This window comes from Streptomyces sp. DSM 40868, assembly GCF_011820545.1.
GTDB lineage: Bacteria > Actinomycetota > Actinomycetes > Streptomycetales > Streptomycetaceae > Streptomyces > Streptomyces eurythermus.
The window spans coordinates 8,710,744-8,734,752 of sequence record NZ_CP050504.1 but is presented as its reverse complement, the minus strand read 5'-3'; the positions used below and the strand labels follow the sequence as shown (position 1 = coordinate 8,734,752).

23 protein-coding genes and 1 pseudogene are annotated in these 24,009 nt (G+C 73.0%); 14 read left to right on the top strand and 10 right to left on the bottom strand.

The features are described from left to right. The first annotated feature begins 3 nt into the window (after nt 1-3). The 6 genes from HB370_RS39355 (at nt 4) to HB370_RS39330 (ending at nt 6,112) form a co-directional block, all read left to right on the top strand. Nucleotides 4-1,221 carry a sedoheptulose 7-phosphate cyclase gene (locus HB370_RS39355; RefSeq protein ID WP_030794174.1) on the top strand — a complete coding sequence of 406 codons (1,218 nt, stop codon included), beginning with the start codon at nt 4-6 and terminating at the stop codon, nt 1,219-1,221. Continuing rightward, a complete protein-coding gene (locus HB370_RS39350; protein ID WP_051816254.1) occupies nt 1,214-1,570 on the top strand; it encodes a cupin domain-containing protein in 357 nt (118 codons plus the stop codon). Before HB370_RS39355 ends, HB370_RS39350 begins: the two co-directional genes overlap by 8 nt. Further along, the gene (locus HB370_RS39345; RefSeq protein ID WP_030794179.1) at nt 1,567-2,607 is read left to right on the top strand and encodes an ROK family protein; all 1,041 of its coding nucleotides are present in this window, start codon (nt 1,567-1,569) and stop codon (nt 2,605-2,607) included. Before HB370_RS39350 ends, HB370_RS39345 begins: the two co-directional genes overlap by 4 nt. Beyond that, nucleotides 2,604-3,542: a sugar nucleotide-binding protein gene (locus tag HB370_RS39340; protein ID WP_051816256.1), complete on the top strand. Its 939-nt coding sequence runs from the start codon at nt 2,604-2,606 to the stop codon at nt 3,540-3,542. The genes HB370_RS39345 and HB370_RS39340 overlap by 4 nt, the downstream gene beginning before the upstream one ends. Before the next feature lie 96 nt (nt 3,543-3,638). Next, complete coding sequence (locus HB370_RS39335) at nt 3,639-5,129, top strand: GMC oxidoreductase (RefSeq protein WP_030794185.1); 1,491 nt, start codon at nt 3,639-3,641, stop codon at nt 5,127-5,129. 38 nt (nt 5,130-5,167) lie between these two features. After that, complete coding sequence (locus tag HB370_RS39330) at nt 5,168-6,112, top strand: aldo/keto reductase (protein ID WP_244405869.1); 945 nt, start codon at nt 5,168-5,170, stop codon at nt 6,110-6,112. 141 nt (nt 6,113-6,253) lie between these two features. On the opposite strand, the gene HB370_RS39325 is transcribed toward HB370_RS39330, so the two are convergent. The 3 genes and pseudogenes from HB370_RS39325 to HB370_RS39315 all read right to left on the bottom strand — a co-directional run bounded on the left by HB370_RS39325 (nt 6,254) and on the right by HB370_RS39315 (nt 10,595). Further along, the gene (locus HB370_RS39325; RefSeq protein WP_030794191.1) at nt 6,254-6,811 is read right to left on the bottom strand and encodes a hypothetical protein; all 558 of its coding nucleotides are present in this window, start codon (nt 6,809-6,811) and stop codon (nt 6,254-6,256) included. A gap of 3 nt (nt 6,812-6,814) precedes the next feature. After that, nucleotides 6,815-9,181 (bottom strand): helix-turn-helix transcriptional regulator, encoded by a 2,367-nt coding sequence (locus tag HB370_RS39320; protein ID WP_030794194.1) that lies wholly within the window; start codon nt 9,179-9,181, stop codon nt 6,815-6,817. A gap of 98 nt (nt 9,182-9,279) precedes the next feature. Continuing rightward, nucleotides 9,280-10,595, bottom strand: a pseudogene (locus HB370_RS39315) (cytochrome P450). A 186-nt stretch (nt 10,596-10,781) separates the two neighbouring features. Here HB370_RS39315 and HB370_RS39310 point away from each other — a divergent pair. Both HB370_RS39310 and HB370_RS39305 read left to right on the top strand, forming a co-directional pair. Then, nucleotides 10,782-11,270, top strand: coding sequence for a GNAT family N-acetyltransferase (locus HB370_RS39310; protein ID WP_030794197.1), 489 nt, complete (start codon nt 10,782-10,784; stop codon nt 11,268-11,270). Nucleotides 11,271-11,309: 39 nt separating this feature from the next. Beyond that, on the top strand, nt 11,310-11,834 hold the full coding sequence (locus HB370_RS39305) for an AAA family ATPase (RefSeq protein WP_030794200.1): 525 nt from the start codon (nt 11,310-11,312) through the stop codon (nt 11,832-11,834). Nucleotides 11,835-11,957: 123 nt separating this feature from the next. Here HB370_RS39305 and HB370_RS39300 read toward each other — a convergent pair whose 3' ends face one another. Both HB370_RS39300 and HB370_RS39295 read right to left on the bottom strand, forming a co-directional pair. Beyond that, nucleotides 11,958-12,575: a sigma-70 family RNA polymerase sigma factor gene (locus HB370_RS39300; RefSeq protein ID WP_030794203.1), complete on the bottom strand. Its 618-nt coding sequence runs from the start codon at nt 12,573-12,575 to the stop codon at nt 11,958-11,960. A gap of 239 nt (nt 12,576-12,814) precedes the next feature. Next, entirely contained in the window at nt 12,815-13,549 is a 735-nt protein-coding gene (locus tag HB370_RS39295) for a hypothetical protein (RefSeq protein ID WP_078637838.1), read from the bottom strand. 217 nt (nt 13,550-13,766) lie between these two features. On the opposite strand from HB370_RS39295, the gene HB370_RS39290 reads away from it, so the two are divergent. The 3 genes from HB370_RS39290 (at nt 13,767) to HB370_RS39280 (ending at nt 16,861) form a co-directional block, all read left to right on the top strand. Continuing rightward, a complete protein-coding gene (locus tag HB370_RS39290; protein ID WP_030794209.1) occupies nt 13,767-14,498 on the top strand; it encodes a DJ-1/PfpI family protein in 732 nt (243 codons plus the stop codon). A 223-nt stretch (nt 14,499-14,721) separates the two neighbouring features. Next, the gene (locus HB370_RS39285; protein ID WP_030794212.1) at nt 14,722-15,915 is read left to right on the top strand and encodes an FAD-dependent oxidoreductase; all 1,194 of its coding nucleotides are present in this window, start codon (nt 14,722-14,724) and stop codon (nt 15,913-15,915) included. A 10-nt stretch (nt 15,916-15,925) separates the two neighbouring features. Then, complete coding sequence (locus HB370_RS39280; protein WP_030794214.1) at nt 15,926-16,861, top strand: sigma-70 family RNA polymerase sigma factor; 936 nt, start codon at nt 15,926-15,928, stop codon at nt 16,859-16,861. A 137-nt stretch (nt 16,862-16,998) separates the two neighbouring features. Here the strand turns inward: HB370_RS39280 and HB370_RS39275 are convergent, their stop codons facing one another. Continuing rightward, nucleotides 16,999-17,964, bottom strand: a complete 966-nt coding sequence (locus tag HB370_RS39275) for a hypothetical protein (RefSeq protein ID WP_244405867.1) — start codon at nt 17,962-17,964, stop codon at nt 16,999-17,001. 213 nt (nt 17,965-18,177) lie between these two features. On the opposite strand from HB370_RS39275, the gene HB370_RS39270 reads away from it, so the two are divergent. Then, entirely contained in the window at nt 18,178-19,539 is a 1,362-nt protein-coding gene (locus HB370_RS39270; protein WP_167513090.1) for an endo-1,4-beta-xylanase, read from the top strand. 95 nt (nt 19,540-19,634) lie between these two features. On the opposite strand, the gene HB370_RS42285 is transcribed toward HB370_RS39270, so the two are convergent. After that, the gene (locus tag HB370_RS42285) at nt 19,635-20,237 is read right to left on the bottom strand and encodes a CGNR zinc finger domain-containing protein (protein WP_030794220.1); all 603 of its coding nucleotides are present in this window, start codon (nt 20,235-20,237) and stop codon (nt 19,635-19,637) included. Between the two features lie 125 nt (nt 20,238-20,362). On the opposite strand from HB370_RS42285, the gene HB370_RS39260 reads away from it, so the two are divergent. Continuing rightward, entirely contained in the window at nt 20,363-21,127 is a 765-nt protein-coding gene (locus HB370_RS39260; RefSeq protein WP_078637842.1) for an AzlC family ABC transporter permease, read from the top strand. Further along, on the top strand, nt 21,124-21,432 hold the full coding sequence (locus tag HB370_RS39255; RefSeq protein WP_030794226.1) for an AzlD domain-containing protein: 309 nt from the start codon (nt 21,124-21,126) through the stop codon (nt 21,430-21,432). Before HB370_RS39260 ends, HB370_RS39255 begins: the two co-directional genes overlap by 4 nt. A 110-nt stretch (nt 21,433-21,542) precedes the next feature. On the opposite strand, the gene HB370_RS39250 is transcribed toward HB370_RS39255, so the two are convergent. The 3 genes from HB370_RS39250 to HB370_RS39240 form a co-directional block, all read right to left on the bottom strand. After that, on the bottom strand, nt 21,543-22,469 hold the full coding sequence (locus HB370_RS39250) for a TIGR04222 domain-containing membrane protein (RefSeq protein ID WP_030794228.1): 927 nt from the start codon (nt 22,467-22,469) through the stop codon (nt 21,543-21,545). Nucleotides 22,470-22,579: 110 nt separating this feature from the next. Beyond that, a complete protein-coding gene (locus HB370_RS39245; protein WP_030794230.1) occupies nt 22,580-23,101 on the bottom strand; it encodes a GNAT family N-acetyltransferase in 522 nt (173 codons plus the stop codon). A 16-nt stretch (nt 23,102-23,117) separates the two neighbouring features. Further along, nucleotides 23,118-23,855, bottom strand: a complete 738-nt coding sequence (locus HB370_RS39240; protein ID WP_051816258.1) for a 4'-phosphopantetheinyl transferase superfamily protein — start codon at nt 23,853-23,855, stop codon at nt 23,118-23,120. Nucleotides 23,856-24,009: the final 154 nt, after the last annotated feature.

Here is a 24,009-nt window from a genome sequence, read left to right as displayed (position 1 = left end):
GAGATGACAAGCCAGGTTCTCGACCGGGTCGGGCATCCGCCGGCGGGGGTCCGCGAGGATTCCGGCGGTTTCGACCTGAGCGCGCCGGACGGCACCCGGTACCGGGTCGATCTCGGTACCGGAGTGCTCGACCCGGGCAACCCGCTGCTCGCCGGATACCTGGCGGAGCGCCGGGTCGTGGCCTTCGTCAGCCCGACCGTCGACCGGCTCTACGGCGACCGGCTGCGCGCCTATCTGGAGACCCATGTCCGGCCCGGCCAGTGGTCCTTGCATGTGATACCGACCGGTGAGCACCACAAGACCCTCGCCGCGGCGGAGCACGTGTGCGCCCTCGCCAAGGCGGACGGGCTGGACCGGCACGGGGTGATGCTCGCCGTCGGCGGCGGCATCGTGGCCGACGTCATCGGTTTCGCCGCGTCCATCTATGCCCGGGGCATCCGCTACGTGAAGGTCAACACCACCCTCGTCGGCCAGGTGGACGTCGGAGTCGGGGTCAAAACCGGTGTGAACGCCCTGCGGACGAAGAACATGTTCGGCGCCTACCATCCGGCGCACGCCTCCCTGAACGACCCCGCCTTCCTCGCGACGCTGCCGCACCGGGAGATCCGCTGCGGGCTCGCCGAGATCGTGAAGATGGCCGTGATCCTGGACGAGGACCTGTTCCAGGCGCTGGAACGGCACCCGGACGCCTTCCGGCGCCCGGCCGGCGACGGCGACAGCGACGGTGCGCACCATTCCCACGGGGAGTTGGAGACCTACATCCTGCGCACGTCGATGCGGCTGATGATGGAGGAGCTCTGCCCCAACCTCCAGGAACACGAACTGGCCCGGCTCGTCGACTTCGGCCACACCTTCAGCCCGGTGGTGGAGACGGCCGGCGACCACCGTCTGGAGCACGGCGAGGCGGTCGCCGTCGACATGGCGCTCTCCGCCCATCTGGCCCGCCTGCTCGGCCTGGCGGACGAGGAGACCTGCGACCGCGTGGTCCGGCTGCTGCGGCGGATCGGGCTGCCGGTGTTCGATCCCGGCACCTGCACCCCGGAGCTGATGACGCAGGCCCTGCGCGCCTCCTGGCAGCGCCGGGGCCGCAAACTGCACCTCGTGGTGCCGACCGGTATCGGCAAGGCGGCCTTCGTGGAGGAGCTGGCGGACGTCCCCGCGGACGTGCTGGCGGCCGCGCTGACGGCGCTGGCGGCGGACGGGGGGCGGCACGATGCCTGAGACCGTGGTCAACCTGCGGGAACTGCTGGCCGGCAAGGAGCGGGACCACGGCGGCCTCGGCACGATCCTCGCCCACCGCGTCTTCGCCCGCCGCCCCGGCTCCCCGGGCGCGGAGTTCATCGACCTGGCGGTCCTGCCGCCGGGCACCTCGATCGGCCGGCACCGGCACGGCGCCGACCGCGAGACCTACATCGTGCTGGACGGCGACGGCCTGATGTACCTCGACGGCGAGGAGTTCCGTGTCGGCCCCGGTGACGTGATCGTCAACGGCCCCTACGGCGAGCACGGCCTGCTCAACGACGGTGAACGGGAGCTGCGGCTGCTGGTCTTCGAGGAGGGGACGGGATGAGCGGCGGGCCGGCTGACGAGATGTTCACCGTGGTCGACGTGGGCGGCACCACGCTGCGGGTGGGTGACTACGACCCCTCGACCGGGGTTGTGCACCGGGTGCGCCGGGTGCCCGTCGACGGCATGCACCGCGCCCCGGGCGCCCCGGTGGCGGTGCTCCAGCGGCGGGTGGTGGACCAGATCGTGCGCGAGGTCGCCGCGCACACGGGCGGACGGCCGCCGCGAGCGCTGGGGGTGGCCTTCGCCGGCCCGATCACGGCCGCCGGTCTGGTGCTCACCGCGCCCACCGTCTGGGGACGGCGCGGAGATCCGTTGCCGCTCGGCGAGTTGCTGACGGAGCGGACCGGCACGCCGGCCGTCGTCGTCAACGACCTGACCGCCGCGGCCTGGCGGTACGCCGCCACCGAACCCGGGGACTTCTGCCTGCTCACCATCAGCTCGGGTATCGGCAACAAGGTGTTCCGCGGTGGCGAGGTGTTGCTGGACGCCGACGGCCACGGCGGCGAGCTGGGCCACTGGGTGTGCGACCCGTCCCCCGACGCGCCGCTGTGCGACTGCGGGGGCCGCGGCCACCTCGGCGCCATCGCCTCCGGGCGGGGCGTGCTGGCCGCGACGCGCCGGGCCGCGCACGCGCGGCGGTCCGCCTTCCGGGACTCCCGGCTCGCGGCGTCCTGCGACGGCCGGGCCGACCGCATCGACAACCGGGCGATCGCGGCGGCGGTCCGCGCCGGCGATCCCTTCACCACGGAGGTGCTGCGCGGCACCCTGACCCCGCTGGCCCAGGCGGTCTCCGGGGTGTTCGCGTCGGTCGGGGTGTGCCGCTACATCCTGATGGGCGGCTTCGCCCTGGCGATCGGTGAGCCCTACCGGCGCCTGCTGGTGGCCGAGTTGGTGCGGCTGGGCTGTTTCGGTCTCGGTCCCGGGCAGATCGACGCCATGGTGTCGCTCGGGGCCGCCGACGACGACCACGGACTGATCGGCGCGGGCCGGCTGCTGGCGGACCGGATGCCGGCCCCGTTCTCCCAGGGGGCGTCGTGACCGGGCCGGTCCTCGTCGTGGGCAGCGGCCTGGTGGGCACCGGGATCGCCCGGCGGCTGGCGGCGGAGCAGCCCGTGACGCTCACCTCGCGCCGCCCTCCGTCGGTACCGCCCACGGCCTACGGGGCCCACTGGACGGCCCTCGACGCCACCGACGCCACGGCCTGCCGGCGGTTGCTGGACCGGCTGCGTCCCCAGGGCATCGTCCTGGTGCACGGCCCGTCCGACGTCACCTGGTGCGAGGCCCACCCGGAGGAGGCCCGGGCCGCGCACGTCACCGTGGCGGAGACCTTCGCCGGCCTGGCGCCGGACACCCGGATCGTGATGATCTCCACCGACAACGTCTTCGACGGCGGCTCGGCGGACAACACCGAGAGCAGTCCCGTCTCACCGGCCAACGCCTACGGCCGGGCGAAGGCCGAGGCGGAGCGGGCGCTGCTCGCCACGACGGCCCGGGCGGTGGCCCTGCGGGTCAGCCTCGTCTACGGCCACGAGCCGTCCGACGCGGGCAAGTGGCTGAACTTCTTCGCCGCGTGCGCCCACCGGCTGCGGCACGGACAGCGCGTCGAGGCCCCGGACGACCACTGGACGACACCGGTGCTCCTGGACGACGTGGCGGACGTGACGGCGGCCCTGCTGCGCGCCGGGCACCCGCTGCCTCCCGTGCTGCACCTGGGCGGGCCCGACCGGCTCACCCGTGCCGAGTGGGCCACCGTCATCGCCGGGGAGCTGGGGGCACCCGCGGACCTGGTGACTCCGGTACCGCGGGCCCTGACCCGCTACGCCTCCCGTCCGGTGAACGCCTGCCTCACCAGTGAGCTGCTGGCGACCCTGTCCGCCACCGCACGGATCACCGTCCGGGGGGTGCGCGAGGGAGCGCGCCTGCTGGCACCCGCGTTCGCCGGAACCCCGGCCGCCCGGATCCCGTACCCGTGAGGAATCCGGTACCCGCACGCACCCCGGCCCCGGTGATGCCGCCCTTCCGTGGCCCGTATTTCCTGCCCTCCCACCCGACCTCTCAGCGGAGCGATCATGAACATCCCGCCCCTCGTGTCCGGTTACGACGTCGTCATCCTCGGCGGCGGAGTGGCGGGCTGCGTACTGGCGGCACGCCTGAGCGAGGACCCCGGCCGCACCGTGTGTCTCGTGGAGGCGGGCCCCGACTACGGCGCCCGGCAGGAGAGCTGGCCCGAGAAGATCCGGGACTCCCGTGCCCTGCCACGCGAGGACGTGTGGGAACGGCACACCGAGTTCTACCGCATCCGGGCCCGCGTCCTCGGCGGCTCCTCGTGCGTCAACGGGGCCTGGAACACCTGGGGTTCGCACGCCGACCACGCGGAGTGGACCCGCGCCGGCGGTGAACGGTGGTCGGCGGGCGCGCTGGAGCCGTACCGGCTGCGGGCCGTGGAGCGCATGGGGCTGCGCACCGTGCCGGACTCCGAGCTGTCCGTCTGGGCCTCGGCCGCCCTGGCGGCGGCGGGCGAACTCGGCTACCCGGAGGTGGACATGGGCACGGTGGGACGGCCCGGCCACGGCCGGCCGCTGCTCAACTCCGTCGACGGGCTGCGCTGGAACGCCGCCTTCGCCTACCTGGACCCGGCGACCCGGTCGCGGCCGAACCTGACGATCCTCGCCGGCGCCCTGGTGGACCGCCTGTCCCTGCGCGCGGGCCGGGTGACCGGCGCACACGTCGTCCTGGACGGGCAGCCGGTGACCCTGGCCGCCGACCTGTGTGTCCTGACGTCCGGCACCTTCGGCTCCCCCGCCGTGCTCCTGCGCAGCGGCATCGGCCCCGCCGCCCACCTGGAGCGGACCGGCATCCGCTGCGCGGCGGACCTTCCCGGTGTCGGCGCCAACCTGTCCGACCAGCCGGGTGTCTTCGTGCCCCTGTCCCCCACGGACGGCCTCAACCGGGCGCTGGCGGCCAAGGAGGCGGCCGGGGAGCTGTACGTCAGCCGGATGCTGATCCGGGCGGCCAGCGAGTTCTGCCCGGACGGGGCGTGGGATCTGCATCTCCTGCCCACGGCCGGCCCGCCGCTGTTCGGCTCGCTTCCGCCCGGGCGGTACGAGGCCGGCATCTCCGCCTTCCTGATGAAGCCGCTCTCGCGCGGGCACGTCCGGCTGCGTTCGGCCGATCCCGTGGAGCCCCCCGAGATCGCCCCGGCCTTCCTGTCCGACCCGGCGGGCCGGGACATCGCCGTGGTCCGGTCGGGGCTGCGGAAGGTCGAGGAACTCGCCACGGCCATGAAACCCCTGGCGGGCGCCGCGGACCCGGAACCGGCCCACACGCTGCCCGACTCCCGCCTCCGGGCCCGGGTGGGCACCTACTGGCACCCGGTGGGTACCTGCGCCGTGGGACCGGCGGACGATCCGCGGTCCGTGGTCGACGGGCAGGGCGCCGTGCACGGTGTCGCGGGGCTGCGTGTCGCCGACGCCTCCATCCTGCCGACGGTGCCCGCCGCCAACACCCAGCTGCCGGTCCTGGCCGTCGCCGAGATGCTCGCCGACACCCTTCGCGCCTGACCTTCCCCAGCCCGCACGCACCCACCACGGAGACCGACATGGCGGCACGGACCGACATACGCGCGCACAAGCTGCTGTACGGCTGCATGGGACTCGGCGGCGGCTGGGACACCGAGCCGTACACCGCCGACGACATCCGGCACGCCGAGAGGGCGATCGAGGCGGCGCTGTCCGCCGGGATCACGGCCTTCGACCATGCGGACATCTACAAGTACGGCAAGTCGGAGGCCGTCTTCGGCGAGGTGCTGGCCCGCAGCCCCGGCCTGCGGCAGCGCATCGTCGTGCAGACCAAGTGCGGCATCCGGCTGCCCGAAGGCGACCGGCCCGGACTCTACGACCTGCGGGGCGCCGCCCTGGTCCGGCGGGTCGAGGAGAGTCTGACCCGGCTGCGCACGGACGTGCTGGACGTCCTCCTCCTGCACCGCCCCGACCCGCTGACCGAGCCGGGGGAGATCGCCGCGGCACTGGCCTCCCTGCACGCCCAGGGGCTGGTCCGGCAGTTCGGCGTGTCCAACATGAGCGGCCCGCAGATCGCCGCGTTGCAAGCCCATACGGACCTCCCGCTGGTGGTGAACCAGCTCGAGATGAGCCTGGCCCGGCGGGACTGGGTGGAGGCGGGCGTCCTGTTCAACACGCCCGACGCCACTCGCAACGGCTTCGCGCCCGGCACGCTGGAGTGGTGCGCGGCCAACGGGGTCCGGCTCCAGGCGTGGGGCCCGCTCGCCCGGGGCCGCCTCACCTCGGGCGCGGACACGCGGGCGAGCCGGCTCGTCGCGGAACTCGCCCGGCGCAAGGACACCACCCCGGAGACCATCCTCCTGTGGTGGCTGCGACGCCATCCGGCGGGCATCGCCCCCGTCATCGGCACCACCCGCCCCGAACGCATCGGCGCCTGCGCGGACGCGGCCCGCCGCGAACCGGACCTCACGCACGAGGAGTGGTACGAACTGTGGACCACCGCGCGTGACGCCCCCCTGCCCTGACGAAACCGCCGGCCGGCAAAACACCCGGGAGCGCTCGAACACGGCTGCCGCGCAGAAAACCGGTGGCGTACGAGCGGGCCTGGGCGTGCCCTCGTGCCGGGTGCCCCGGTCGTGGCCCGCGGGATGACCGGGGGGCGGCCGCTAGAGCTCGAACTCCAGGCGCTCGATGTCGGTGAAGCGGACCTCCTCCAGCTGTCCGGCTCGGCGGCCGTCGTCCTGGAAGTACACCTCCTTGAGCGCTTCGGCGGTGATCCGCCTGAGCTCCCGGTCGCCGGCGCCGGCCTCCTGGGCGTCGAGCAGGCGCGCGGCGTGCCGCGGCGGCAGCGCCACGGTCAGGTGCCGGACGCGGTCGTCGTCGGTGGAGCCGATCGGCGCGGTGTAGCCGATCCGGGCGCGGGTGTCGATGACGATGCCGTCGGTGGTGGCCGCCCGCTGCCGGGCCCTGGCGCGGATCTGCGGCTGCCACCGCTTCCTCACCTCGCGGTCCATGCGCTCGGCGAGACCGGGACGGGGCTTCCTGATCTCGTTCTTCACATACCGCTCGACGGTGCGCTGGGAGATGCCCAGCAGCCGGGCGACCGCCATGGTGCCCTTGAGCTGCCTGACCAGGTACCGCATCTGCGCGGGCGCGCTCTTGGGCGCCGGGCGGGTGAACGCCTTCTGCACCGCGGCCTCCAGGCCGTCCCCGAACAAGGTCATCGCCTACTCCCCGTTGTCGGCGCCGGTGACGGTGCCGTCCTTGATGTACCGGGCGAGGTTGAGCGCGGGGGCGTCGAACCGCTCCCGGACCTCCTCGCCCCACAGGACGGTCTGGGTGCCCTCGTGCTTGACCAGTCCCGGGTTGACGCCGAGCTTGAAGCCACCGGGCAGCGGTGTGCCGTCGCGGTAGGGCAGGAAGTCCAGCGGGCTGGTGCCGTCGGCCGCGTACACGACGCAGTCGGACAGGATCGCCACCGGGTACTGTCCCGTGAACGCCGCGTGCTTGACGATCTTGCGGTGCAGGTTGACCCGGGTACGGGAGATGACGGCCGCACGGATGTCCGGCCGCCACGTGGGCCGGGCCAGCGCCCGCCACGGCCGGCCCGGCCGCCAGCCCTCCCCGCGCGGACGCTCGCGCAGCTTGCCGATACCGCCCTTGACCGTGGCCTTGATCGCCGAGACGACGATCGCCATCTCCGGGTCACGCTCCTTGTAACCGTCCATCGCCGCCAGGAAGTCGGCCGGCGCCATGTCCGCGCGCACGCCGAGATCGGCCATCGTGGCCAGGTAGGCATCGCGGAGCCGGTTGTACCAGCCGTCCAGATAGCGGCCGTTGTCGTAGCGGACGTACGCCTCGAGCGGCCGTACCTCGTAGCCCAGCTCCACCGCGTACGCGACCGTCGGCGTGGCGTACCAGGCCGGGCCCTCGGGCCGCTCGCCCGTCGGCGTGAACGGACTGGGCAGCAACGAGCCGTCCAGGTCCGCCCACTTGTCCTTCCCGACCTTCACCCGGGACAGGTCGACGTGGGAGAGGTCCACCAGCCAGCTCCCCGGCAGCTTGGGATCGAACACCGGCTGCCTGACGTGCGTCGGCGCACCGAGACCGACGACCAGCCCGTTGGCGCCCGCCGCGAAGGCCATGTTGACGTCGATGCCGACCAGATACCGGACCGTGCATTCGGCATCGGTCATCGGCCGCGCCCAGTCGTACGCCTCCTCGAACAGCTTCTCGCCGGGGCCGCGGACGTGGAAGCGCGGCAGGTCCGCCAGGAGCGGGTGACCGTCGGGGACCTCGCACGGCGCCGGGTCCACCGGGTCCTTGCCCAGGCTGCCGGGGTTGTGCTCGGAATGCCGCTTGCCCGTCGCGTCCGGCTGGGAGGCGCGGGTCGGCGGGTGCAGCGCGGTCATCAGCTCCAGGCCGGTCACGGCGGTGGAACCGCGCGGGGTCATCACCCGGGACGCGTACACCCCCAGTACGCGCGCCAGGTCCGCCGGCGGGAGCTGCGCGGCGTGCCCCCAGTGCCGGGAGTCGAGCGCCTGCCAGGACGGGACGCACAGCTGCACGCACTGACGGTCCGAGCCCTGCGCGGGGCGGTAGATCCGCGCCCACGGCCCGAACCCGCGCTGCGTGAGCTGCCAGCCGGCGCGGGCCAGTTGCCTGACGGCCTTGTGGCCCTCGGGGATCCGGCCGGCGAGCCGCTCCTCGTCGGTGAGGGCGACGGGCAGGCCGTAGCGTTCCAGCGCGGCCTCGGTGAGCACGAGCAGCGGGTCGGCGTCCTTGCCCGGCCCGGACAGCTTCGGCTGCCCGAACCCGCCCTCGGTGAGCGTCCACTCCACCAGGGCCGGCAGGGTCTTGGCGGGCACGTCCAGGACCAGGCCGCCGGTGCAGTACGCCAGGACCTGTCCGTCGGCGTCGACGTCGACGACCGCGAGCGGCCCGTTCTCGAACCGCCCGTCGGTCCCGCCCTCCGGGTTACCGACGGAGCCGGCCTTCTTCGCGCTCTCGCCGCCCGGGCGGTGTGCTGCCGATGACGGCCCGGTGGCGCGCGCGGGGCGCGCCACGGCGGCCGGGGCGGGGACCGAGGGGGCGGGGCGGGCCTGCGGGTTCTCAGCGGTCGTCGTGGCCGCGGTGGTAGTCCTGGTCCCGGCGGCCCTCGTGGCTTTTACGGCAGCCGTGGCCTCGGCGGTCGTCGTGGCTTCGGCGGTATTCGTCGCCGGGGCCTGGGACGGCCGTCCTGGGGGCACAGTCCGCGCCTCCGCCTCCCGGGTCGCCGGACCGGTGGACGCCTCGGGCGCCGCCGTGTTCTCTTCCGCCGCGCCGGTGCCGGTGCCGAAGTCGGCGGGGGCCGGGAGCGGGTAGAGCTTGGCGAGCCCGTCGAGGAGACGCGCGTACGCGTCGCGCTCCGGCGGACGGGGTTCGGTCTTGCCCGCCTCCCAGCCGCTGACCGTGGCCCGGCGCACGCGCAGCGCGGTGGCGACCTCGTCGATCGTCAGGCCGTGGGCCTTGCGCAGGCGCCTGCGCTCCTCGGGCGGCGGCAACGAGGCGCGGGACGCCAGCAGCGCGTCGACCGCGTCGAACAACTCGGACATGGAGCACCTCCAGGGCACACTCTATCCCGGGGATCGGACGCATCACGTACGTTCAGCGAGCGAAGGGTGCCCTTTTCGCGTACGAGCACGGAGTCGAGTCAGGCCCGTGGGTGCGCTGTCATCCGGATGCCGTCCCGCGCCCACAGCACGAAGCGTTCCGTGGGCGTCACTTCGTGTCCCGGTGCGGGGCTGAAGCGCAGGCGTTTGAGGAGGACGGCCAGGATCAGCTGGGCCTCGACGGTGGCCAGGGCGGCGCCCTCGCAGCTGCGGGGGCCGATCCCGAAGGGGATGTACGCGAGGCGGGGCCGCTCGGCGACTTTCCGCGGTGTGAAACGTTCGGGGTCGAACCGTTGTGGATCGGGCCAGTACCGGGGGTTCAGGTGTACGGCCCAGAAGGGGTAGAACACGGTCGTCCCGGCGGGGATCTCGTACGGGCCCAGGGTGAGGTCTTCCGTCGTCTCGCGCGCGCCGTACGGGCCGGGTGGGAACAGGCGCATCGACTCTTTGAGCACCATGTCGAGATACGGGAGCCGTCGCAGGTCGCCGTAGCCGGGCGCGGCGCGGTCGCCGAGGACCTGGTCCAGTTCGGCGGCGACCCGGTCGGCCACGTCCGGGTGGCGGCCCAGCAGGTGCAGGGTCCAGGAGACGGCGACGCCGGTGGTGTGGTGGCGGCCAGGAGTGTCACCATCACGGTGTCCCGGATGCGCGCCGGGCTCTGTCCGGCTTCGACGAGCGCGCCGATCAGGTCGCTGCGGCCGGTTCGGCCGTCCGGGCGGTGCGCCGCCACCACGCGGTCGACCGTCGCGCGCAGACGGGCGAGCGCCGCGTCGGCTCGCTGTGCCGAGCGCGGGTCGGCCCGTGGCACCTGGTAGAGCCGGCCGAGGTGCTCGGTGAGCACCTCTTCGAACGCGGTGACGACACGGTCCGCGTCGGTGCCGGCGTCCGCGCCGCCGAGCGCGAACTCGCAGATCATGCGGAGCGAGAGGGCGGTCAACTCCTTCTGCAGCTCAAGGGGTTCGTCTCCGGCGTGTGCGGCCCAGCGGTCCGCGAGTTCCGTCGCCAGGTCGGTGAAGCGTGCGAAGTGGCGTTCGTGGGCCGGGCGTCCGGCGAGCACGGAGAGCAGCAGGCGGCGCCATGGCGTGTGCTCGTCGGCGGGGAGTACTTGCAGGTTGCCCGCCTCGCACAGCGGGTCCAGGAAGGCGAACAGTTTCGCGGGCCGCTTGTCGATGTGCGCCGTGGCCTCCAGGAGCACGGGGTCGGCGACCGATACGGCCTCGCCCACGCCCGGCAGCTGGAAGCGTACGACGGGGCCGTAGGTGTCGTGCAGGCGCAACGGGTAGCGGTGCAGGCCGCCGGCGGCCGCGACGGCGCGCAGCCCGCCGTCCTCCTCGTGGTCGGGGCCGGGAATGCGCATGTTCAGGCCTCCTGTCCGGGGTTGCCCAGAAGTCTGGTCAGATGTGCCCCGGTGTCACGTTCCGTGGGGCCGCCCACCGGCAGTGGCGGCAGCTGCCGCGGCCGGTGAGCCAACAGGGCGGGTCGAGAAAACGGCTTTGCGCCCCAGGTGATCGGCGTGGAAGCTGGCTCACCGGAGGTACGTAGGATGACGAACGTTGTGCTGAGGCTGTCAGCCCGTGACTTGGTGCACGCGGATCTGGCGTCGTGCGGGTGGGCAGGGACCGACCATCACCTGGCCGGCGTCGCCGAGCAGTTGGAACGGGCCCGGGCCGGTGAGGTCGACTACCTCGCGGTCTGCCCCGCAACCGACATCCCGGTGGCGAAGGGCGGCGTGGACTACCGGGTCAAGGACGGTGTCGGCACGTTGTGGCAGCTGGCAGTCCACCCCGCGTTGCAGTCGTGCGGGATCGGCACGTTCCTTGTCGAAGCCGCGGAACTGCGGATCAGAAAGCGCGGTCTGCGGCGGGCCGAGCTGGCCGTGGAGGAAAACAACCCCAGGGCACGCGCGCTGTACGAACGACTGGGATATGTCGCGTACGACCGCCGGACGGAGTCGTGGGACGAGCAAGCCCCTGATGGATCGTTGCGCCCCTACGAGACGATCTGCACGTTGATGCGGAAGGAACTCGCATAGGCTGTTCCCGGGGTCCGCACGGCGCTAGCGTCAAGTCCCGTGATCGTATGGCTCAACGGCACCCATGGCGTCGGCAAGACCACGACCAGTGCGCTGGTGCAGCAACTGATCCCGGATTCGCGGGTGTTCGACGCCGAGAAGGTCGGCGAGACACTCATGGACATCACACCCGGGCTGCCCGCCACGGACAACTTCCAGCACTGGCCGCCGTGGCGGCCGCTCGTGGTCGAGACCGCCCGCCGCGTCCTCGACTACACCGGCGGCACCTTGGTGGTGCCCATGACCGTCCTGGTCGAGCAGTACTGGCGCGAGATCAGCTCGGGCCTTGCCAGGCATGCCGTTCCGGTACGGCACTTCGTCCTCCACGCCGACCAGGACACCCTCCGCGCGCGCATCGCGGGCGACATGGTTCTCGGTCCCGACTCCCCGTTCCGTCTCCGCCACCTCGCCCCCTACGCCGAAGCAGCCCGCACCTGGCTGCACGCCGAGGCCGAGGTCGTCGACACCACGCACCTCACACCGGCCCAGGCCGCCCGGCAGATCGCGGAGGCCGTCAACGGCTGACTACGACCGCCGCGCGCATCCGCGAGTCCCGCGGAGGGCGGCACACGACGGAAGCCGGCCGAAGCTCGTACTCCGGGTGGCCGCCGCCCGGGCCGTGACCGGGCGGCGGCGGTGTGCGGGCGGTCAGGCGGCCGCGGGCGCCGGCGCGAAGTGCTCGGCTTCCCGGAGCCATTGGATCAGTGAGGCGCGGGCGCGCGCGACCCGTGAGCGCACCGTGCCCACCGGGCAGCCGCTCACGTCGGCCGCTTCTGCGTAGGGAAGTCCGAGCAGTTGCGTGAGGACGAATGCCTCGCGGCGGTCGTCGGGGAGCGTGTCCAGCAGGTCGGCGAGGGCGATGCCGTCGTCGAAGCCGGGCAGTCCGCGTGGCTGGGCGTGTTCGGCGGCCGACTGCCAGTCGCCGGTGCCGGACAGGCGGGGCCGGCTGGAGCTGTGGCGGATGCTGTCGATCAGCGCGCGGCGGGCGATGGACAGCAGCCAGGTGCGGGCCGAGGAGCGGCCTTCGAAGCGGTGCAGGCTGCCCAGGGCCCGTAGGAAGGTGTCCTGGGTCAGGTCGTCGGCGGTGTGGGGGTCGGCTCCGAGGAACGTCACGTAGCGGTGGACGTCCCGGTGCAGGGCGCGGACGAACAGGTCGACGGCATCGGGGTCGCCGCCGCGGGCGGCGAGTGCCCAGGCCGTGATCGCGTCGTCCCGCGGGCCTCGGTCCGCGGCTTCGCGCGGTGTGGTCGGGGCAGGAGTGAGCACCTTGCTGTCTCTCCTTCTCAGGGATCCGGGCACACCGGCTCCGCGCTGGGCGCGCACAGGTGGCACGCGCGGAGCGGCGGTACCGGTGAAAGGGGTGACGGGCCGGGCGCGTCAGCGCGCGGCCGATGCCCGAGGCGAGGAGCCGACGGCTCGTCGTCCTCGCGTACGGTCCCGGGAATCCGGATGGTGTGCGGTCTCGGGAATCCGGTTTGCGTACGGCCTCGGGGATCCGGCTGTCGTCAGGCGACAGCGCACCCCGCGGGCGGCCCCCGGGACGTGACCGCGCGGGTGAGAAGGAGTCGCCGCAGCGTGCCGTCCGAACGGCCCCGGCGGGCGCGGAGGCGTGGCCGGTAGGGCGGCACGGGCAGCCGGAGGATCAGCCGCAGCGGAGCGACGAGCCATCCGGCGAGGACCCGCAGGATACGGAACGCGGCCCGCTCGCCGTAAGCCAGCCACAGGCCGCACAGCAGCGCGGCCAGCAGGTGGGCGGTGAGCATCCCGGCCGAGGACATGCCGGACATGCCGTGGCCGGGAGGGTGCGAGGCCCCCATGTGGTCCATCGGCCCCATGGAGTGCATGCCGCCCATCGTGTGATCCATGGAGGCCATGGACGTCGGCATGGCACCGTGGCGCGGGCCGGGACCCGGCGGTGCACCGCACAGCAGGTAGCCCAGCCACTGCCGGCCGAGTGATCCGGCGCCCGTGGCCCGGGAGTGTACGACTGCCTGGGTGAGCGCGAACGAGGCGTGGAGTACGGCCTGGGCGGCGACCACGAGGGAGCCGACCGCGGCCGGTCCGCGCTCCCGTCCGGCCAGCAGCCAGGCCGTGCCGCCGGTCACCGCCGCTCCCCCGGCCATGGCCCACCAGGGCACCGAGGTCCCCGACATCATGACGTGGCCCAGGGAGGCGAGCAGCACGCAGACGGCCGCGAACACGGCGGCCCTGAGCGTGCGGGAACACCACCCAGCCCTCATGGCGCCTCATCCTCGCAGTCCGCCCCTCACGCGTCGCGCGGGGGTATGCCGGAGGGCGGCGGAGCCGGGCCGGGACGGGACGGGGAGCCGTCTCCTCGCACACGTCGTCTTGCGCGGGAACTCACCGGCCGTCCCGAACGACCACTATCCCGAGGGCAGTTCACGGACCGCATGCCGTTTCCCGAAGGCCATCACGGCTCACACAGGAGGCACACCGATGGAACGCAGAGAGTTTCTTCGCCGGACGTCAGCGGCGGGCGCGGCGACTTTGGGGGCCGGGACGCTGGCGGCCACCGCCTCGAGCACTCGGACCGCGGCTGCCGCGACCCGGCGGACGGGCCCGCTGCGGGTCGACATCGTGGTGTTCGACGGGGTCGAGGAGCTGGACTGCATCGCTCCTTACGAGGTCTTCTCAGCCGCTGCCATGCACAGCCCGAACGGCGTGGAGGTCCGGTACGTGACCACCGGACGCCCGGGGCTGATCCGGTGCGCGTACGGTACGGGCATCCAGGTCAAGCGCCGTTGGGCGGCGCGGGAGACGGACCTGATCGTGGTGCCGGGCGGCGGCTACACGCGCCGGGACGGTCCGGGCGTCTGGGCCGAGATCGACGACGGCGCCCTCCCGCGAGCGCTCGCCGCGGCTCCCCGCGAGGGGCTGACGATCAGCTCGCTGTGCACCGGATCGGTACTGCTGTCCGCGGCCGGCCTGACCCAGGGGCGCCCCTGCACCACACACCACGGCGCGAAGGCGTACCTCGCGGAACACGGTGGTCTCGTCAAGGACGCGCGTGTGGTCGACGACGGCGACCTCGTCACCGCCGGTGGCATCACCTCAGGACTCGAACTGGGCCTGTGGCTGGTGAAACGCGAACTCGGATCGGACGCCGCGACCGGCGTCGAGACGATGCTGGAGTACGAGGCACGCGGAACGGTGTGGCAGGCGCCCTGACTCCGAGGTGGGGAAGCCTCGTGAACCGGGGTCGACGCGGAGAGGGCCCCGCTTCCGGAAGGAGGCCGGGGGGAGCGGACTGTGTCGCTTCGTCGGCCGTCCCGGCGAGGACATCGCGCAGGCCGTTGAACGCCATTCGGTGACCCACGCCACATCCGGCTTCTGTCAGGAATCGCGGCGCCGTCTCGTTCAAGGGGCACGCGAACGAGACAGGAGCATTGCCGTGAAGCACCGCATCGTCGTACTCGGCGCCGGATACGCCGGGGCCTACGCCGCCGGGAACCTGGCCCGCCGGCTTTCCCCCGCCGACGCCGAGATCACCGTCGTCAACGCCGTGCCCGACTTCGTCGAGCGGATGCGGCTCCATCAGCTCGCCGCCGGCCGGGACCTGGCGTTCCGGAAGCTCGCCGACGTGTTCGCGGGTACCGGGGTGCGGCTGCGCCTGGCGCGCGTCACCGGCGTCGACCCCGAGCGCAGGACGGTAGCCGTCACCGGCGCCGACGGCGCGGCCGGTGAACTCGCCTACGACACGCTTCTTTACGCGCTGGGCAGTTCCGTGGCGCACCACGGCGTGCCCGGCGTGGCCGAGTACGCCTTCGATGTGACCGGGCTGTCCTCGGCGCTGCGTCTGCGCGAGCGCCTGGCCGGGCTGGGCGCGGGCGGTACCGTGCTGGTCGTCGGCGAGGGGCTGACCGGTATCGAGGCCGCCACCGAGTTCGCCGAGTCCCGGCCCGACCTCTCGGTCGCGCTCGCCGCCCGCGGGGAGCCGGGTGCCTGGCTCTCCCCGAAGGCCCGCCGTCACCTGCGCCGGGCCTTCGACCGGCTCGGTGTCACCGTCCATGAGCACACCGGCATCGAAGCCGTCGAGCCGGGCCGGGCGATCACCGCCGACGGTACGTCCCTTCCGGCCGACGTCACCGTGTGGTCGGCCGGATTCGCCGTACACCCCCTCGCGGGCGCCAGTGGTCTGGAGGTCGCCGGGACCGGGCAGATCGTTGTCGACCGCACCATGCGGTCGGTCTCGCACCCGGACGTCTACGCCGCCGGAGACTGCGTCCACACGATCGGTGACAACGGCCGGCCGCTGCCGATGTCGTGCGCCTCGGCCGGCTACACCACCATGCAGGCCACCGCCGCGATCATCGCGCGCCTGACGGGCGTCGAGGTCCCGACCACCGCGCTGAAGTACCACGGCAACCACATCAGCCTCGGGCGGCGGGACGCGATCTTCCAGGCGGTGGACGGGGACGCCCGGTCGGCGTCCTGGTACCTGGGCGGCCGGAGCGCCGCGTGGTTCAAGTCGGGCATCCTCAGGGGGGCGGGCTGGAGCATCGCCCACCCGACCTTCGGTCTGCCGAAGCGCCGGCGCCGCCTGGCCACGGCACCGGCTCGGGCCGGTGTGAAGGTCGCCGCATAGGCTCCTGCCCATGGACAGCGCAGCTCTCGATCGCTTCGAGGCCGGCCGGGACCGGCTGGCCTCGCTCGCGTACCGTCTGCTCGGCTCGGCCGCCGACGCCGAGGACGCCGTACAGGACGCGTTCCTGCGCTGGCAGGCCGCGGACCGGGAGCGCATCGAGGTACCGGAGGCGTGGCTCACCAAGGTCGTCACCAATCTCTGCCTCGACCGGCTCCGCTCCGCACAGGCGCGTCACGAGCGCGCCGTCGGCGACCGGCTGCCCGAGCCGCTCCTCCAGGGTGATCCGATGCTCGGCCCGGCCGACACCTTCGAGCAGCGCGAATCGGTGTCCTTGGCCGTACTGACCCTCATGGAGCGCCTCTCGCCGGTCGAGCGGGCCGCTTACGTCCTGCGCGAGGCCTTCTCGTACTCCCACGCCGAGATCGCCGGGATCCTCGACATCACGGAGTCCGCCAGCCAGCAGCATGTCCACCGGGCCCGGCGGCACCTCGCCGCCGGTCGCCGCGGCGGCGAGGTGAACCCCGTGTCCGCGCGCCGGATCGTGGAGGAGTTCCTCGCCGCCGCCGTGTCGGGGCGTACGGACCGGCTGGTGGAGTTGCTCACCGCCGACGCGACCATGGTCTCGGACGGTGCCGGACTGGCCAGACGGCTGCTGCGGTACACCACGCCCGAGCGCATCGCCTCCTATGTGCGGGCCGGTTTCAAGCCCACTCCGGCGAAGCGACGGCTGGCCGGCGGCTCCGTCGCGATGCACATCGCGCAGGTCAACGGCTCCCCCGCCGTCCTCGGAGTCGTCGACGGCCGGGTGGCGGGCGTCGTGGTGTTCGAAGTCGCCGACGGCAAGGTCGCGTCCCTGCGTGGCATCGCCGCCGCGAACGGGCTCGTGCGCCTCAACGAGGCGTGGAGGCGGCACGGAACCGGCGCGCCGGTCATCAGCGCTTGGTGACCACAGCACGTCGGCGTAGCGCCGCGTCGGCTTCCGTACGGTCTCCTGTGTCCGCAGCGTCTCGACGGTCGCCGCCGCCAGCCGGCGGGTGGCCGCGTCGGCGACGGCCCCGGCGGCGTGGTCGGTGCCTTGGGGGATCACCGAGCGCCGAAAGCCGCGGGTACGGAACTCACGGCTCGGTGTCCATGGCCCGCAGCCGGGTCCGGGCGTCGGCGAGGACCCGGCCCGATTCCTCGGTCATCCGTCCTTCCGCGTCGGTGATCGGGCAGCTCATGACCATGACGGCGAGGCCGGCGAGATCCACCATCGCCGCCACCTCGGCGCGCCGACGGGAGTCGTACCGGGCGTGGTCGTCGCACTCCTCGACCAGCGCGGTGAAAGTACGGCAGCCGCTTCACCAGGACGAACCGAAGGTCCCGCAGGACGCGCCGTGTCTCCTTGCTGCGCTCGTACAGGGCGGAGGCCGCCTCCTCCGCCTCCCTCATCTCCGCCTCGGCCCGCTCCAGGTCCTGTGCCATCTCGCGTTGGCCGCGTCTGGCTCTGCGGCTCTGCCACTCCACGACGGCAGCCAGCGAGAGGACGACCGGAGCCGCGACGATCGCGGACAGCACCGTTGTCCCGGCCGCCATCCCGCCACCGCCCGCGGCGAGGGATCCGCCGCCCAGCCATGCGAGCGTGGCGCTGATGGCCGCCGCCCCGGAGAGCCCCGAAATCGCCGTACCGGTGGACGCGGTGGCGAAGGCTCCGACCGCGAGAAAGGTGCCTGCTCCGGCGCCGGAACCGGCGAGCGCGCCGCCTGCCAGCGCGCCGACGGCGGCCGTCACGGCGCCCTCGCGCAGCCGGCGGAACTCGACGCCCACCTCGCCGCCCCCGGCGGGCAGTTCGACCTCGGCCAACTCGACCGGATCGACGCGTTCTAGGCGCTGGAGGACATCACGGAAGGGGACGAGGGCCTCGTCGTAGAGCGCCTGCCGTGCCCTCTGCTCGGCGGCGTTCTCGGCGGCGGCCCGCTGACCGAGTGCCTCCTGGCACTCGACCAGGTGCTCGTACCGTCGTCGGTTCGCTTTCGCGAGCCTGACGGCGTCGACCATGGCGACCACCATGCTGCCCCCTTGCTCCTCGGCCCGGCGATTCCAGTGCCCCAACAGGCGGCCCTCGCCCGGCTGTCGAGTCCCTCGACTGAACGTACGGCGGCGCGGGGCGCATCGAAACATTCGAACCCTCCGGACCCGTTGACCGACGCCGCTTCGGTTCGTAATCTGCCCGTCACATTCGACAGTATGTACGAAAGTTTCGATTGAGGAGATGGCATGCTCATGCCTAGATCACTGCCCAGGCGGGCGGGCGGGGCGGTCACCACCGCGCTGCTCGCCGCGACGATGGTCACGGCCCTGTCGCACACCGCCACCGCCGCGGACGACACGCTCGGCTCCGCCGCGGCCGCCAAGGGCCGCTACTTCGGCACCGCCGTCGCGGCGAACCACCTCGGCGAATCCGCCTACACCGGCACCCTGGACCGCGAGTTCACCGCGGTCACGCCGGAGAACGAGATGAAGTGGGACGCCACCGAGCCCACCCGGAACACCTTCACCTTCTCCGCCGCCGACCAGATCGCCGGCCACGCGCAGAGCAAGGGCATGAAGCTGCGCGGGCACACCCTGGTGTGGCACTCCCAGCTGCCCTCCTGGGTCTCCGGCCTGGGCGCCTCCGATCTGCGCACGGCCATGAACAACCACATCACCCAGGTCATGCAGCACTACAAGGGCAAGATCTACGCCTGGGACGTGGTCAACGAGGCCTTCCAGGACGGCACCAGCGGCGCCCGGCGCAGCTCACCCTTCCAGGACAAGCTCGGCAACGGCTTCATCGAGGAGGCCTTCCGCACCGCCCGTGCCGTCGACCCCGACGCCAAGCTCTGCTACAACGACTACAACACCGACGGCATCAACGCCAAGAGCAACGCCGTCTACACCATGGTCAAGGACTTCAAGTCCCGCGGCGTACCGATCGACTGCGTCGGCTTCCAGTCCCACTTCAACAGCGCCTCCCCGGTCCCCTCCGACTACCAGGCCAACCTCCAGCGCTTCGCCGACCTCGGCGTCGACGTCCAGATCACCGAACTCGACATCGAAGGCTCCGGCACCGCACAGGCCGACAACTACGCCAACGTCGTCAAGGCATGCCTGGCCGTCACCCGCTGCACCGGCATCACCGTCTGGGGCATCACCGACAAGTACTCCTGGCGTGCCAGCGGCACCCCGCTGCTCTTCGACTCCAACTACGCCGCCAAGCCCGCGTACACCGCCGTCCTGACCACGCTCGGCGGTACCGGGAGCGGCGACGGGGGCGGGGGTGACGACGGCGGCGACCCCGGTGCGGCGTGCACCGTCGCCTACGACCGCACCTCCGACTGGACCGACGGCTACAACGGCCAGGTCACCGTGACGGCCGGCTCCGCGCCGATCACCAGCTGGTCCGTGACCCTCACCTTCCCCTCCGGGCAGAAGGTGTCGGCGCTGTGGAACGGCAGCCCGACGTGGAACGGCGACGTCGCGACGGTACGCTCCACCACCTACAACGGCAGCCTCGCGGCGGGCGCCTCGACCAGTTTCGGCTTCACGGTCATGAAGAACGGCAACTCGGCCGCTCCGGCACTCGGGGCCTGCACGGCGTCCTGACACCCAATCACCGCCCGGTCCCGCGTGGGACCGGGCGGTGCCGTGTCACAGCGCGTCCGGCGTGAGGCGCGGCCGGAACGGTGCGGGCGGGCGGTTCAGGGGCGGGAACGGTGGTAGTGGCGGCGGGCGCGGTCCCGGTTGCCGCAGTCACCGGAGCTGCACCAGCGGCGCGTGCCGCTGCGGCTGCGGTCCAGGAAGAACCATCCGCATCCCGGGCCCTCGCAGCGCCGGATCCGCTGCACGAGCGGACCGGCGAGGAGTTCGTCGGCCTGCAGGGCCAGGGCATGGACGAGGTCCTCGAACCCGGTCACCCGCACCTGCCAGCACAACGGCAACTCGGGCGGCAGCACAGCTTTCTGACGGGCTGTCACCATCGATCGGCGCAAAGTCTCCCAGGGACCGGCCGGCAGCGGACTGCGGTCGGTCAACGCGTCCAGCACCTCCCACAGGGCGCTCCGGAAAGTCTCCAGCCCGGCGAGATCGCAGGAGGCCCGGGACGGATCATCCCGCTCGTCCCCGCCGACCCCCTCGGGGCGCGGCAGCGCCGTGACTTCCCCGGCGGTGAACAGCCCGACCCGGCCGCCCCAGCGGATCCACTCCCCGACGCCCTCCACACGGGCGACACGGCGACGGGGGTCCGTGCGCCAGGCGACGGTGTTGGCGAAGTCGAGGACGGGATGACCGCCGACAAGGGCCACCTCGGCATGGTTGGGGCGCGCCGCGGGTCCCCTCCCGGTAGTGTCCTGGGCTCTGTTCACCTTCACCACCCTAACGAACCCCTATCTAATGGCCATACGTCCTTATGCCTGTTAGGTTGTCGGTCATGTTCAAGGAACTGGCCCCTCACGAGGGCGCGTTACCCCGACAAGGCCTGCGCGCGGGACTGCGCGTCGGGTTCGCGCTCGGGACGGCTTCGTTCCTGCTGGCGGTGAGTTTCGGGGCGATCACTCAGTCGCAAGGGTGGGCGGCGGCCGGCGCCGTCCTCTGCTCGGTGGCCGTCTTCTCCGCTTCGGCGCAGTTCGCCCTCGTCTCGGCGCTCGGCGCGGGCGGCGGGGTGGCGTCGGCCGTCGTCGCCGCCGCCCTCGTCAACGCGCGTTTTCTGCCCATGGGCGTGGCGGCCTCCGGTGCCCTCCGCGGAGGCCGGTTGCGCCGGGCGGTGGAGGCCCAGGCGGTGGTGGACGGCTCGTGGGCCGCCGCGCACCTCGGGGGCGGTCGCTTCGATCGGCGGGTGCTCTTCGCGGCCAGTGCCGTCCAATGGGTCCTGTGGGTCGCGGGCACGGCGCTCGGTGTGGTGCTGGCGCCCAGCCCCCGTCTGCTGGACGCTCTCGGCCTGGACGTGGTGGCGCCCGCCATGTTCCTGTTCCTCCTCCTCGACGCGCCGGGCGCCGACCGTCCCTACTGGACGACCGCGCTGCTGGGCGGAGTCATCGCCGCGGGACTGTCCTTCCTCCTCCCCGCCGGGCCGGCGCTGATCGGCGCCGCCTGCGCCTCCCTCGTGGCCCTGGCGCGCCCCCTGCCGAAGGAGGACCGGGGCGGTCCGCGCCGGCGGCAGGCGGACGACCAACCCGGAACGGAGCCCGTGCGGTGACCCCCTGGCCGGCCATCGCAGCCGTCGCCGTCCTCGGCTTCGCCCTCAAGGCCGCCGGCCCGGCGGCGCTCGGCGAGCGCGAACTGTCGCCTCGTACCCGGGCGGTGATCGCTCTCATGGCCCCCGCTCTGCTGGCAGGTCTCGTCACGACCGGCGTCGCCGGTGACAGGTGGCGGACGGTGGACCCCGCCCTCCTGGCGGCCCTGACGGCCGTCCCGTTCCTCCGCCGGTGCAGGCTGCCCCTGCCGGCCGTCCTTGTCGGCGCGGCGCTCGTGGCCACCGTCGTACGCGTCCTGACGACCTGACCACTCGACAGGCCCCGAAGCCTCAGGGTCCTCGCGGAACGCGATGCGGCGCTCGCCACCACCCCTTGCGCACGGGACGGCTCCCGGCGTACGACCCGGCCTGCTCGTCCTCACTCCCCCGCGCTTCCGCCTCCACCGACGTCACCACCACCGCCGCCGTCGCCTCCGCCGCACACTCCGGCGTACCCGCAAGAACCCCAGTGCGCGAACATGCCGTACCCGGTGGCGGAGCCGTCGCCGAAGGCCGGGTCGCCGGCCCGCCAGGTCTCGGGCGTGACCAGCTCCCTGAATTCCGGCTCCTGCGCGGCGGACAGCCCGCCGAGGGCCACCGCGCCGACAGGGGTGACGGCGAGGGCGGCCAGGGCGCCTGTCCGGCGCCACGCGGGGGGACGCTCGCGTTCGCCGCGCAGGATGCCGAGCGTCGACCGGACGCGGTGCGGCACCCAGGCCGGGGACGGCTTGACGAGCAGGGCCGTGAGGGCCGCGCCGGCCGACAGGACCACACCGGCCCACCAACGGTCGGTGGTCCCGGCGGTGACTTCCCACACCGTCGGCACGGGCGCGAGGGCCGCGGACCACCACAGCAGGCGCCGGGCGCGATACTGCGCGCGCCGCAGGGTGGGCCGGATCAGCAGGCCCTCCGCCCGCAGGCGGTCGCCGACGGCCCGCACCGCGCCGCTCGTGGCGGTCCGGGCGACCAGCTTGCCCACCCGCTCGGTGCGGGAGATGCCCGCCGCCTCGACGAGCGCCTCCTCGGCACCGGCCGCCGCGCCGGTCGCGTACACCCCGTCAGGGACGGTGACCGTGCCGTCCTCCGCCAGGACCAGACGGCCCTGCCGCACCATCCGGAACAGCACCGTCGCCGCCGCCCGGCGCGGCCCGCCCGCGAGGTAGGCCAACTCCTCCACGGACAGATCCTCGCGGATCATCACTTCTGCCCTCAGCGTCACCATGATCCTCACGGCGACGACGAGCCGGTACCCGATCGCGCCCGCCGTCAGGACCAGTGCCGCCAGATGAAGCCCTTCGTACAGCATCGCCATTCCCCCGTAGCCCCCGTCCGTTCAAGACGGTTGTCCCCACGACGGCAGATCGACAAGCTGAACTCGGCTCACCGGCTGCGGTCCCCCGCGCCCTTCCCCGGGTTTCAGGCCGTGCGCGGGTTCAGGGGCCCGATGCGGTGGAGGACCTCGTCGTGGTCGCCGCCCGGGAGGTCCTCAGCCCGGAACAGCAGTTCGGTGTGGGTGTCGGCGTCGTACGTCGTGGCGATCATGTGCAGCAGCATCACGATCGCCTTGTTCTCCCGGGAGACACTCGTCTCCACGTACTTCGCCCCCGTGGCCAGCTGGAGGTCGATCGCGTGCACGAGGAGGTCGATGCCGAGGCCCGAGATGCCGTTGCCTGGTTTGACCGCCGCCTGCCAGATGAAGAACGTGTCGGGTGCGTCGGGCCGGCGGTAGCCGGTCAGGAAGCCCACGATGTCGTTGCCGACGGTGGCCACCACGGACGTCTCGGCGAAGTCCCGGAACCAGAGCCTGTAGTGGTACGAGCTGTTGTCGTCGAGCATCGGCTCGTCCAGCACCATCCGCCAGACGGCTACGGCGTCTTCCGGAACGGGCGTGCGATAGCGGACGTCGGTGGCGGTCTTCTCCGACGGTGAGCCTGTCATCGTTCTTCCCTTCGCATCAGGCGAATCGGGTGTTCCTGCTGGTGGCCGGGGCGGACAGCGACCGGGCTTCGAGAGCGGTGATCCGACGCGTGCTGGCGATGGCCGCGATCCGGCCGCCCTCCACCCGGGCGTCCCGCAGGTGGATCGGGAACGCGGGCCAGTCCTCGGCGGGGCTCCCCTCGGCCCGGGCGAGATCACCCCGCACCTCGATCCGGTTGAGCCGGGCGGCCAGGCCGTGTCCGGTGAGTTTGGCGACGGCCTCCTTCCTCGACCAGAGCCGCGTGAACGCCTCCGGCACCTCCCGCGCGGGCAGTCGGGACAGGGCCGCGCGTTCGCCGGGTGTCGCCGTACGGGCGATGAGACGCCGCAGGACACCGGGGTACGGGGAGGTGTCGAGGTCGATGCCCACGAGGCCCTGGGCCACGACCGCGATGAGGACCCGGTGGCGGGTGTGGGTGACCGAGTAGTCGTATCCGCCGTGGACGACCCGGGGGCGGCCGTGCCCGGCGCCGCAGCGGAGGCAGGTGCGTTCTATGCGCAGGTCTCGGGCCGGCCTGCCGGTGTACCGGTGGGCGACCAGGCGCTGCGCCGCCCGCGAGGTGACGAGCAGGTCCCGCCGCCCGCCTCCGGGCATCGCCGCGGCGCGGGCCGCCTCGTCGGGGGCCAGCAGGGTTTCCCACTCGGGGCGTGTCCGGACGGGCACCGACCAGAGGTGGCACTCCCCGGCGGCGGGCAGGGCGTCGACGGCCGACACTTCGCTCCCTCTTCCGGCGGTGGTGGCGGACGGTTTTCGGCGAGGTGAGGGGCCGGTTCCGGATCGTTCCCGGAGCGCCGCCGCGGACCCGGCGGCCGGGTCCGCGGCGGCACACACCGGCTTCGACGCACCGGCCCCAACACACACCGGCTTC

What these genes read in the sequence shown, in the direction of transcription:
- HB370_RS39350 (WP_051816254.1), top strand. Translation starts at nt 1,214, where the DNA reads ATGCCTGAGACCGTGGTCAACCTGCGGGAACTGCTGGCCGGCAAGGAG.
- HB370_RS39310 (WP_030794197.1), top strand. Translation starts at nt 10,782, where the DNA reads ATGACGAACGTTGTGCTGAGGCTGTCAGCCCGTGACTTGGTGCACGCG.
- HB370_RS39275 (WP_244405867.1), bottom strand. Translation starts at nt 17,964, where the DNA reads ATGGTGGTCGCCATGGTCGACGCCGTCAGGCTCGCGAAAGCGAACCGA.
- HB370_RS39325 (WP_030794191.1), bottom strand. Translation starts at nt 6,811, where the DNA reads ATGACCTTGTTCGGGGACGGCCTGGAGGCCGCGGTGCAGAAGGCGTTC.
- HB370_RS39335 (WP_030794185.1), top strand. Translation starts at nt 3,639, where the DNA reads ATGAACATCCCGCCCCTCGTGTCCGGTTACGACGTCGTCATCCTCGGC.
- HB370_RS39330 (WP_244405869.1), top strand. Translation starts at nt 5,168, where the DNA reads ATGGCGGCACGGACCGACATACGCGCGCACAAGCTGCTGTACGGCTGC.
- HB370_RS39355 (WP_030794174.1), top strand. Translation starts at nt 4, where the DNA reads ATGACAAGCCAGGTTCTCGACCGGGTCGGGCATCCGCCGGCGGGGGTC.
- HB370_RS39260 (WP_078637842.1), top strand. Translation starts at nt 20,363, where the DNA reads ATGTTCAAGGAACTGGCCCCTCACGAGGGCGCGTTACCCCGACAAGGC.
- HB370_RS39250 (WP_030794228.1), bottom strand. Translation starts at nt 22,469, where the DNA reads ATGCTGTACGAAGGGCTTCATCTGGCGGCACTGGTCCTGACGGCGGGC.
- HB370_RS39345 (WP_030794179.1), top strand. Translation starts at nt 1,567, where the DNA reads ATGAGCGGCGGGCCGGCTGACGAGATGTTCACCGTGGTCGACGTGGGC.
- HB370_RS39280 (WP_030794214.1), top strand. Translation starts at nt 15,926, where the DNA reads ATGGACAGCGCAGCTCTCGATCGCTTCGAGGCCGGCCGGGACCGGCTG.
- HB370_RS39320 (WP_030794194.1), bottom strand. Translation starts at nt 9,181, where the DNA reads ATGTCCGAGTTGTTCGACGCGGTCGACGCGCTGCTGGCGTCCCGCGCC.
- HB370_RS39245 (WP_030794230.1), bottom strand. Translation starts at nt 23,101, where the DNA reads ATGACAGGCTCACCGTCGGAGAAGACCGCCACCGACGTCCGCTATCGC.
- HB370_RS39295 (WP_078637838.1), bottom strand. Translation starts at nt 13,549, where the DNA reads ATGAGGGCTGGGTGGTGTTCCCGCACGCTCAGGGCCGCCGTGTTCGCG.
- HB370_RS39270 (WP_167513090.1), top strand. Translation starts at nt 18,178, where the DNA reads ATGCCTAGATCACTGCCCAGGCGGGCGGGCGGGGCGGTCACCACCGCG.
- HB370_RS39290 (WP_030794209.1), top strand. Translation starts at nt 13,767, where the DNA reads ATGGAACGCAGAGAGTTTCTTCGCCGGACGTCAGCGGCGGGCGCGGCG.